Here is a 9071-nt window from a genome sequence, read left to right on the forward strand (position 1 = left end):
TTTATTTTTTACCACCTTTACCGGCTTTACCAGCTTTACGTCTGACAATTTCGTTGTCATAACGAATACCTTTACCTTTATAAGGCTCTGGTGGACGAACCGCACGGATACGAGCGGCTGTATTCCCCACCATTTCTTTGTCGTAGCCGCTAATAACTATAGCAACGCCTTTTTCTTCAATGGCAAATTGAATTCCTTCTGGTGGAGCAATTTCTACAGGATGGCTGTATCCAACGTTCAGTACCAAATCGCGACCTTTGAGTTGCGCTCGGTACCCAACACCTTGAAGCTTCAACTGACGCTGAAATCCTTTAGAAACACCCTCAACCATATTAGAAACCAAGGTACGACTTAAGCCATGCATTTGTCGGCATACTCTTGAATCGTTTTCACGGGATACGGTTAAAGTGTCTCCTTCTTGGGAAACGCTCACTTCAGTAGGAAGTTCGCGTGAAAGTTCGCCTTTTGGTCCTTTTACGGATACTTTGGCACCATCAATTGTTACTTGTACCTTTGACGGTAATGTTATTGGCTGTTTACCAATTCTAGACATGATTTTTTGTCCTTAAATGCTCCAATTTTAGATTTTTGATTTTTGATTGAGGAAAAACTTGTAATTCCGGCTCTACGTTTAAAAAACGGTTTTAAGTCTTCTAATCCCGACCTTGAGGGAATAGAATCTAAAATCTAAAATCTAAAATCCAAAATCCCTTCAAACCTTGACTACCAGACGTAGCAAAGTACTTCGCCACCTAAATTTTGTTGACGTGCTTCGCGATCGGTCATGATACCGGAGGATGTAGATATTATTGCAATCCCAATACCGCCTAATACTCTTGGTAAGTCTTTTTTGTTGGAATAAACTCGCAAACCCGGTCTGCTTACTCGCTTGAGAGCAGTTATTACCGGCTGACGATTTTTTCCTTTATATTTCAAAGAAATTACCAAATGAGACTCGATTCCTTCTCCGGCTGTTTCAAAATCATTGATAAAGCCTTCTTCCCGCAATACTTTCGCTATATTTTGGCTCATTTTGGCTGCTGGCACTTTTGTTGTTTGATGCCTAGCCAAATTGGCGTTGCGGATGCGCGTCAGCATATCTGCAATTGTGTCGTTTGCCGCCATCATTTCCTCTATTTAGATGAACTTATTGCTCCCGAAAGGGCATTCCCATTTCTTTTAATAAAGCGCGACCTTCTTCATCATTCCTAGCTGTAGTAATGATGGAGATGTCCATACCGCGAATCTGGTCAACCCGGTCGTATTCGACTTCTGGAAAAATTAATTGTTCTCTAACTCCTAGAGTATAATTTCCCCGACCATCAAAGCTTTTAGCGCTGACTCCACGAAAGTCACGAATTCTGGGTAATGACAGGTTAATCAAACGGTCGAGAAAGTTGTACATCTTATTGCTTCTAAGAGTTACCATTACCCCTACAGGCATACCTTCTCGAATTTTGAATCCTGCGATCGCCTTTTTTGCTCTAGTGACCACCGGCTTTTGACCAGTTATTAATGCGATCTCGCTTAAAGATGCTTCTAATGCTTTAGCATTTTGAGAAGCTTCCCCCAAGCCTCGGTTAACACTTACTTTGATAACCTTCGGCACCTGATGAATATTTGAATATTCAAATTGTTTCATCAAATTGGGGACAATGGTCTCCTGATATCTACTTTTTAATCCTACTGCCATTTTTTCTCCTTATCCCTGGGCTTGGTCAGGGAAATGATTGTGAGTTATGAGTTATGAGTTATGAGTTATGAGTTATAAAGCTCCTAATTCTTAACTATTTACCAATGAGTCATAAGGAAATTATTAATTGTTAATTCCTAACTCCTCACTCTTAACTCCTAACTATTTATCAATGATTTCCCCAGTCTTCTTTAACATACGGACTTTTTTACCTTCTTGAGTAAAGGTGTAACAAACGCGAGAAGCTACGTTTTCCTTGGTGGAATAAAGCATCACGTTGGAACTGTGAATCGGAAATTCCTGGGTAACAATTTTTCCAGATTCACCTTCTTGTTGAGGCTTAACGTGCTTAGTTTTGATATTTACACCTTTAACAATAACTTTACTCTTTTTAGTCATTGTCTCGACAATTTCACCAACTTTGCCTTTGTCTCTTCCAGAAATTACCTGTACGGTATCTCCAGTTTTGACGTGCATTTTGTGAAATAAAGGTTTTGCATTTTTTTTAGTAGCCATTACAGTACCTCCGGTGCCAGAGAAACTATTTTAGTAAAGTTTTTATCGCGTAATTCCCGTGCTACCGGACCAAATACCCGCGTTCCTCTGGGATTTCCGTCTTTATTAATTATGACTGCGGCATTATCATCAAAACGGATAGTCATGCCGGTTTCACGATTTACGCCTTTTCTGGTACGGACTATTACAGCCTCTACCACATCAGACTTTTTGATCGCCATATTCGGCTGGGCATCTTTGACAACGGCGATAATTCGATCGCCAATGCTGCCATAGCTACGGTTTCCGGCACCCAGAACGCGGATGCACATTAATTTACGAGCGCCGCTGTTATCCGCAACATTCAAGTAAGACTGGGCTTGTATCACAATTTATCTCCGTTGTAAAGTTGTTAGCTATGTAACAACCGCTTGTTATCAATTATTCCTACTGCTGAGGATTTCTTTGACTTGCCAGCGCTTGGTCTTGCTCAGGGGTCTAGTTTCCTGAATGCGGACGCGATCGCCTTCTTTGCAGTTATTTTCTTCGTCGTGAACTTTGTAGCGTTTGGTTGTGACTACAATTTTGCCGTATTTTTGATGACTATCGCGGCTTTCTATGGCGACTACCACCGTTTTTTGCATTTTATCGCTGACTACTAGACCAACTCTTTCTTTAACAGCCATAATTTATTTGACTTATTATTTACTCTGAATCTTGATTTGCAGCGCGTTGACGTTCCCCTTCAACTGTTAGCAATTGAGCTAAACGATGACGAGCGTGTTTAAATTTTGCGGGTTTTTCTAACTGTTTGGTTGCTTGTTGCAAACGGAGATCGAATAACTGCTTTTTAGTAGCAACAATTTCTTGTACTAACTGCTCGTCGCTCAAATCTCTAGCTTCGGAAATTTTAGGAAAAGGCATGATTTATGCTTTCGGCTCCTGTTCTTCACGGGCAATAAACTTAGTTTTTATTGGTAGTTTGTGTGAAGCTAAACGCATCGCTTCGCGAGCGGTTTCTTCAGCTACACCAGCAATTTCAAACAGGATTCTTCCTGGCTTAACTACAGCTACCCAAAATTCGGGATTACCTTTACCAGAACCCATTCGGGTTTCTGCGGCACGCATTGTTACAGGTTTATCGGGGAATACTCGAATCCAGATTTTCCCACCCCTACGAATGTAACGAGTCATCGCCCGACGGGAAGCCTCGATTTGACGAGATGTAATCCAAGATGGTTCTTGAGCCTGGAGAGCAAAATCACCAAAGTTAAGGCTACTACCTCGCGTGGCTAATCCTTTCATCCGTCCGCGATGTTGCTTGCGGAATTTAGTTCTTTTAGGACTTAACATGAGTTATTAATTATTAGCTGTTAGCTATTAGCTGTTAGTTATTATTTGTTAGCTTTCGTCGTACTAATTACTAACTACTATCGACTAACGACTAATTTTCATTGGAACGGTCTTCAAAGGAAGGACGACGACGTTGTTGTTGACGACGACGGGGTTCGCGTTCGTTTTTAGGGTTGGAAGTTGATGATTCTTCTTCTCCGGGGATAATCTCTCCTTTGAATACCCAAACTTTGATGCCAAGGATACCGTAAATAGTTTTAGCAGTAACGTAGGCGTAATCGATGTTAGCTCGTAAAGTATGTAAAGGAACCCGACCTTCACGAGTCCACTCTGTACGGGCAATTTCTGCACCGTTTAAGCGTCCGCTGACTTGAATTTTGATTCCCTGTACTCCTGCACGTTGCGCTCGCTGAATCGCTTGACGCACAACTCTACGGAAGGAAACCCGGCGTTCGAGCTGTTGGGCTATGTACTCGCCAATCAAGAAAGCATTAGCGTCAACGCGCTCTACTTCAACAACGTTGATCCGAATTTGACGATTACCGCCTAAAACTTGTTGCAGTCCGACACGTAATGCTTCAATTCCTTGTCCCCCTCTGCCTACTACCACACCGGGTCTAGCAGTAGAAACTTCTAAATCAATTTGATCTGCTTTACGCTCAATTTTGACTTCGGAAATACCGGCATTATTTTGAGCGCTTCGACCTAACTTGCTTTCTATATACTGGCGAAGTTTGTAGTCTTCTTGCAGTAGTTCTGGATATCGAGAAGGGTCGGCAAACCAGCGAGATTGATGGTCTTTAGTAATTCCTAAACGAAATCCGATTGGATTAATCTTTTGTCCCACTTTTGCTTCCTTTAAAATATATTTGCACTCTATCTAAATTGTTCTAATCTGAGTGCTTGGTTATTCCGCATCCGGCTCAGCAGCCACGGCAACGGTTATATGGCAGGTGGGTTTGCGAATTTGGTAGGCACGACCTTGCGCTCTAGGCTGAAAGCGTTTAAATACCGGACCTTGATCTGCGAACGCTGTGGAAACTATTAAAGATGCTCGGTCTAATCCCTCGTTATGTTCGGCATTAGCAGCAGCACTTCTAAGAACCTTTAATACTGGGTCGCAGGCTCTGTAAGGCATAAACTCTAAAATTATCAGTGCTTCCCGATAGGAACGTCCCCGAATTTGGTCAAGTACGCGGCGTACTTTAAAGGGCGACATCCGGATATATCGAGCAATTGCTTTTACTTCTTTAGTATCAGTAGCCATAATCAATTTCACCGAATTGCTAATTACATGATGCGATTAGCGTCCTTCGGTTATCTACCTCCTTTTCTATCTTTAGAGTGACCCCTAAAAGTGCGGGTAGGAGCAAATTCTCCTAATTTATGACCAACCATTTGGTCGCTAACAAAAACTGGGACGTGCTGCTTGCCGTTGTGAACGGCAATAGTATGACCAACCATCAATGGTAAAACTGTGGAAGCTCTCGACCAAGTTTTAATAACTTCTTTTTTGTTAGTTTCGTTGAGCTTATCGATTTTTTTCAGTAAATGATCCGCAACAAAAGGACCTTTTTTAAGAGAACGACCCATAGGACAATTTTGGATTTTAGATTTTAGATTTTGGATTACTCTACGAGAAAACGCTTGTGCGTCAATGGCTTTTGGATTTAAATTCTGGATTTTAGATTTTAGAATTATAGATTTTTTTCGTAGTGCGATCGTCTTAGTCGCTAGATCAAAACTCCGCTTTAAAATAATTACCAGGGAGCAAGATTATTGCTACTAGGGAGCAAGATTACTACTAGAGAGCAAGATTATTACTACTAGGGAGCAAGATTATTACTACTAGGGAGCAAGATTATTACTACTAGGGAGCAAGATTATTACTACTAGGGAGCAAGATGCTCCCACTACGAATTAATCGAAACGATTTTGAATTGCAATCCAAAATCCAAAATCTAAAATCCAAAATTTTAAGAAGACCGACCGCCACGACCGCGCTTGGAAGACTTACGACGACGGCGAACAATCAGTTTACTGCTTGCTTTTTTGGGCTTACGGGTTTTCTTACCTAGAGTTGGTTTACCCCAAGGAGTTACAGGACCCGATCTACCAATTGGAGCGCGTCCTTCACCACCACCGTGTGGGTGGTCGCAAGGGTTCATTACACTTCCTCGAACCTTCGGACGGCGACCTCTCCAGCGATTACGACCTGCTTTACCCAAGCTTTGGTTTCTGGCTTCGATGTTACCAACTTGTCCGATGGTGGCGTAGCATTCACGCCGAATCATGCGGACTTCTCCCGAAGGCAATTTTAAAGTGACGTAGTTACCATCTTTCGCCATTACTTGAGCATTGGCACCAGCCGAACGTACTATTTGACCGCCTTTTCCAGCAACCAATTCGACGTTATGAACGCTAGTACCCAAGGGCATATTTGATAAAGGTAAAGCGTTACCGTTTTCGATGGGAGAATCTGGACCGGCGATGATTTGAGTGCCGACTTTTACTCCGTGGGGATGCAAGATATAGCGCTTCTCGCCGTCTTCATAGATAACGAGTGCGATTCTGGCATTACGGTTAGGGTCATATTCAACCGCTTCAATCGTTGCGGGCATACCCCGCTTATCTCTTTTAAAATCAATAATCCGATAGAGTTGTTTGTGTCCACCACCCCGGCGACGACTGGTAATGACACCGCGATTATTTCTACCTTTGGCTCTATGAACGTGTTCGGTTAAAGATTTTTCCGGCTTAGATTTTGTAATTTCCGAAAAGTCGGAGGTTTCCGCTTGACGGTTACTTGGGGTGTAGGGACGAAAAGTACGAATACCCATATTTTTAAAATTATCTAGAAAGTATTTTGGGAAGGGGGAGAGAAGGAGAGGGGGAGATGGGGAGAGGGGGAGATGGGGAGATATAACCCCGGTGGTCTTAACTCCTAATTCCTAACTCCTAACTCCTAATTCCTAACTCCTAACTCTTAACTCCTAACTCTATTAAACGTCTGGAAATAGAGCTTGACGAATCTTGTTTTCATCCCCGGATGCTAGGGTGACAATGGCTCGTTTAAACTGAGGCTTAAACCCGATAAATCTGCCAACTCGCTTCTTTTTCCGGGGCTGTAGTGCGGTATTTACTTTTATAACTTTGACATCAAATAAACTTTCAATTGCGGCTTTTATTTGAGTCTTAGTTGCTTTTGGAACAACTTCAAAAGTATATTTGTTCTGCTCCATTTGGATTGTCGCCTTTTCTGTAACAATTGGGCGACGAACTAAATCGGGAAGATTCCGGGGGTCAAATCTAGGCACTGTAGACCTCCTGCACTTTATCTAATGCTGATGCGCTAACTATGATTTTGTCTGCGTGTAGCAAATCAAAAACATTAAGTTGGTCGGCTGCAATCAGTTTGACATTCTCTATATTGCGGGCTGATAAATAGATATTTTCAACTCGTTCGGACAAAATCAACAAGGTTTTTTGATCGGGTTGAGAACCCCAACGAGCAATAGCTTGTACCAATTCTTTGCTTTTTGGTCGCTGTAGCTGTTCGTTAAATTCTTCAACCACAATCATGTCGTCGATCCGGCTGATAAAGGCTGTCCGTAACGCCAAACGGCGCTCTTTACGGTTCATCCGTAAGTTATATTCTTTGGGTTTTGGTCCAAAGATTACACCACCACCACGCCACAGAGGCGAACGAGTGGAACCTGCACGGGCGCGACCCGTTCCTTTTTGCCGCCACGGTTTGCGGCCCCCTCCTCGAACCTCAGCACGGGTTTTAGTACTAGCGTTTCCCTGGCGAGCATTAGCCAATTGTCGAACCAAGGCTCTATGTACGATGTGAGAAGCAGTTTCTTCCTTGGCAACTTTTAATTCCAAGGTTTTCTGTCCGACTTCATCTCCCTGCCAGTTTTTTACTCCACAATCTACCATTTTTGCTTCCTTGTTAAGTTAGCCATCGATTATTTGTCTTTATTTATCATTCGCTTTGCCGCTTAATTTTGCTAGCGGTAAGTTAATGAACCAATCTCAGATTTTAGTTTTTGACTTATGACTTATTTAATCCAAAATCCAAAATCCAAAATCCAAAATCCAAAATCGAATGACTATTTGACTTCTTTTGCAGGGAGGATATTAACTAATGCTCCCGATTTTCCAGGGATAGCTCCCCGAATTAACAATAAATTACGTTCGGCATCAACTCGAACAATTTTCAGTTTACGAACGGTAATGCGCTTACCTCCCAAACGTCCCGCCATCTTTTTACCGGGATAAACGCGACCGGGAGTAGTACCAGCACCGATAGAACCGGGTTCTTTATGGTTTTTAGAACCGTGGGACATCGGACCTCGACTGAAATTATTACGTTTCTGGTTTCCAGCGAAACCGCGACCGATGCTTGTACCGACTACATCTACTAGCTGACCTGCATCAAAAATATCAGCACCAATCTGCTGACCCAAAGAATAATTTTCCGTACTTTCGTCACGGTATTCTTCTAAGTGCCGCAATGGTGGAGCGGAAGCTTTTGCCAGATGCCCCAACTTCGCCTTATTTAATGCTTTTTCTTTAACTTCACCATATGCTAATTGGATGGCGGAGTAACCGTCGGTCTGCTTTGTTTTTATTTGGGTTACAGTACATGGTCCGGCTTGAACGACGGTAACAGGAATTGCTGCTCCCGCATCGTCAAAAACCTGAGTCATACCCACTTTGGTGCCGAGAATACCTACAGACACAGTTACAAGTCTCCTTTCTATAGTTTTCCGCTTAAATCGGAATATGAGGATATAGGAGTCTCTTTTCCAAGAAACTACCCGCCAATTTTACAAAAAAACCTCAGAAATCCGGAGTAGCTCAGGTAATTGCTATCCAATTTCTATCGTGGGTTCTTTGTTTTACTTGCGCCAATCAACTAGAAATTAGAATTTATAAAAATTAAAATTTATTTGAATGTACTGACGCAGCTTAAAATACTTTCCTTCAAGGAAAGATTCAAAGAATTAAATGCAATGCTTAATAGCTTTGCGATTTGTGCAGTACTGCCTTCTTCAGACAATTACTTTGGCACTTTTGTTTTTTCACTTCGCTGGACTTAAGCAGATAATTCCGCTCAGTATCCTTTTTTCAAAGGCTGACGTTATGCCGTCACCAACATACCGCTTTGTTAGCCTTACAAACCTTAAACTATTGTTTGAGATGTTAGACTTCTTGGACTCAGGCTTAAGAAATAGCTTATCTTATCCCAATACTGCGACCAAGGCGATCGGTCAAGCGTAATAAGTTTACCTCAAGACTTCTTAATTTACCACTCTTCGATCGCTTTTGACTAATTTATTTTGATAGATTTTCCACAAATCCTCAAAAATACTCTCAGGCAAGAATTTTATTGGCAGAGTGGCTTGTCTTTAAGATTTAGTCACAATCTCAAATTGTAAGTTATCTATTTTATTTTGTCTAGATTTTTTTATATGAGGGAACGGAGGGTGATTTGTCCCCCAGCCCCCAATACTGGGGGAGC

General features: G+C 42.1%; 15 protein-coding genes. All 15 read right to left on the reverse strand.

The window, feature by feature from the left end; genetic code table 11:
* Nucleotide 1: 1 nt before the first annotated feature.
* Nucleotides 2-553, reverse strand: a complete 552-nt coding sequence (rplF, locus tag VB797_RS11090; protein ID WP_323237733.1) for a 50S ribosomal protein L6 — start codon at nucleotides 551-553, stop codon at nucleotides 2-4.
* 170 nt (nucleotides 554-723) lie between these two features.
* Nucleotides 724-1125, reverse strand: coding sequence for a 30S ribosomal protein S8 (gene rpsH / locus VB797_RS11095; protein WP_323237755.1), 402 nt, complete (start codon nucleotides 1123-1125; stop codon nucleotides 724-726).
* Between the two features lie 22 nt (nucleotides 1126-1147).
* Nucleotides 1148-1693: a 50S ribosomal protein L5 gene (rplE, locus tag VB797_RS11100; protein ID WP_323237734.1), complete on the reverse strand. Its 546-nt coding sequence runs from the start codon at nucleotides 1691-1693 to the stop codon at nucleotides 1148-1150.
* A 162-nt stretch (nucleotides 1694-1855) separates the two neighbouring features.
* The gene (rplX, locus tag VB797_RS11105; RefSeq protein ID WP_323237735.1) at nucleotides 1856-2209 is read right to left on the reverse strand and encodes a 50S ribosomal protein L24; all 354 of its coding nucleotides are present in this window, start codon (nucleotides 2207-2209) and stop codon (nucleotides 1856-1858) included.
* Nucleotides 2209-2577, reverse strand: coding sequence for a 50S ribosomal protein L14 (rplN, locus tag VB797_RS11110; RefSeq protein WP_323237736.1), 369 nt, complete (start codon nucleotides 2575-2577; stop codon nucleotides 2209-2211). Before rplN ends, rplX begins: the two co-directional genes overlap by 1 nt.
* Nucleotides 2578-2625: 48 nt before the next feature.
* Nucleotides 2626-2874: a 30S ribosomal protein S17 gene (gene rpsQ / locus VB797_RS11115; RefSeq protein WP_323237737.1), complete on the reverse strand. Its 249-nt coding sequence runs from the start codon at nucleotides 2872-2874 to the stop codon at nucleotides 2626-2628.
* A gap of 19 nt (nucleotides 2875-2893) precedes the next feature.
* Entirely contained in the window at nucleotides 2894-3112 is a 219-nt protein-coding gene (rpmC, locus tag VB797_RS11120) for a 50S ribosomal protein L29 (RefSeq protein ID WP_323237738.1), read from the reverse strand.
* A 3-nt stretch (nucleotides 3113-3115) separates the two neighbouring features.
* Complete coding sequence (rplP, locus tag VB797_RS11125; RefSeq protein ID WP_323237739.1) at nucleotides 3116-3541, reverse strand: 50S ribosomal protein L16; 426 nt, start codon at nucleotides 3539-3541, stop codon at nucleotides 3116-3118.
* A gap of 91 nt (nucleotides 3542-3632) precedes the next feature.
* A complete protein-coding gene (gene rpsC, locus VB797_RS11130; protein WP_323237740.1) occupies nucleotides 3633-4388 on the reverse strand; it encodes a 30S ribosomal protein S3 in 756 nt (251 codons plus the stop codon).
* 60 nt (nucleotides 4389-4448) lie between these two features.
* Nucleotides 4449-4808, reverse strand: coding sequence for a 50S ribosomal protein L22 (gene rplV, locus VB797_RS11135; protein WP_323237741.1), 360 nt, complete (start codon nucleotides 4806-4808; stop codon nucleotides 4449-4451).
* Between the two features lie 50 nt (nucleotides 4809-4858).
* Nucleotides 4859-5134: a 30S ribosomal protein S19 gene (gene rpsS, locus VB797_RS11140; protein ID WP_323237742.1), complete on the reverse strand. Its 276-nt coding sequence runs from the start codon at nucleotides 5132-5134 to the stop codon at nucleotides 4859-4861.
* A gap of 383 nt (nucleotides 5135-5517) precedes the next feature.
* Nucleotides 5518-6381, reverse strand: coding sequence for a 50S ribosomal protein L2 (gene rplB, locus VB797_RS11145; protein ID WP_323237743.1), 864 nt, complete (start codon nucleotides 6379-6381; stop codon nucleotides 5518-5520).
* Nucleotides 6382-6543: 162 nt separating this feature from the next.
* Nucleotides 6544-6858, reverse strand: a complete 315-nt coding sequence (locus VB797_RS11150; RefSeq protein WP_323237744.1) for a 50S ribosomal protein L23 — start codon at nucleotides 6856-6858, stop codon at nucleotides 6544-6546.
* Nucleotides 6851-7483, reverse strand: a complete 633-nt coding sequence (rplD, locus tag VB797_RS11155) for a 50S ribosomal protein L4 (RefSeq protein WP_323237745.1) — start codon at nucleotides 7481-7483, stop codon at nucleotides 6851-6853. Before rplD ends, VB797_RS11150 begins: the two co-directional genes overlap by 8 nt.
* Before the next feature lie 173 nt (nucleotides 7484-7656).
* A complete protein-coding gene (rplC, locus tag VB797_RS11160) occupies nucleotides 7657-8289 on the reverse strand; it encodes a 50S ribosomal protein L3 (RefSeq protein WP_323237746.1) in 633 nt (210 codons plus the stop codon).
* Between the last annotated feature and the right edge of the window lie 782 nt (nucleotides 8290-9071).

Source organism: Rivularia sp. UHCC 0363 (assembly GCF_034931125.1).
Classification (GTDB): Bacteria; Cyanobacteriota; Cyanobacteriia; order Cyanobacteriales; family Nostocaceae; genus Rivularia.

Excerpts from the sequence above, each read along its gene's own strand:
- rplB (WP_323237743.1), bottom strand. The coding sequence starts at position 6,381 with ATGGGTATTCGTACTTTTCGTCCCTACACCCCAAGTAACCGTCAAGCG.
- rplD (WP_323237745.1), bottom strand. The coding sequence starts at position 7,483 with ATGGTAGATTGTGGAGTAAAAAACTGGCAGGGAGATGAAGTCGGACAG.
- rplF (WP_323237733.1), bottom strand. The coding sequence starts at position 553 with ATGTCTAGAATTGGTAAACAGCCAATAACATTACCGTCAAAGGTACAA.
- rpsS (WP_323237742.1), bottom strand. The coding sequence starts at position 5,134 with ATGGGTCGTTCTCTTAAAAAAGGTCCTTTTGTTGCGGATCATTTACTG.
- rpsQ (WP_323237737.1), bottom strand. The coding sequence starts at position 2,874 with ATGGCTGTTAAAGAAAGAGTTGGTCTAGTAGTCAGCGATAAAATGCAA.
- rpmC (WP_323237738.1), bottom strand. The coding sequence starts at position 3,112 with ATGCCTTTTCCTAAAATTTCCGAAGCTAGAGATTTGAGCGACGAGCAG.
- rpsH (WP_323237755.1), bottom strand. The coding sequence starts at position 1,125 with ATGGCGGCAAACGACACAATTGCAGATATGCTGACGCGCATCCGCAAC.
- rplP (WP_323237739.1), bottom strand. The coding sequence starts at position 3,541 with ATGTTAAGTCCTAAAAGAACTAAATTCCGCAAGCAACATCGCGGACGG.
- rplE (WP_323237734.1), bottom strand. The coding sequence starts at position 1,693 with ATGGCAGTAGGATTAAAAAGTAGATATCAGGAGACCATTGTCCCCAAT.
- rplX (WP_323237735.1), bottom strand. The coding sequence starts at position 2,209 with ATGGCTACTAAAAAAAATGCAAAACCTTTATTTCACAAAATGCACGTC.
- rplV (WP_323237741.1), bottom strand. The coding sequence starts at position 4,808 with ATGGCTACTGATACTAAAGAAGTAAAAGCAATTGCTCGATATATCCGG.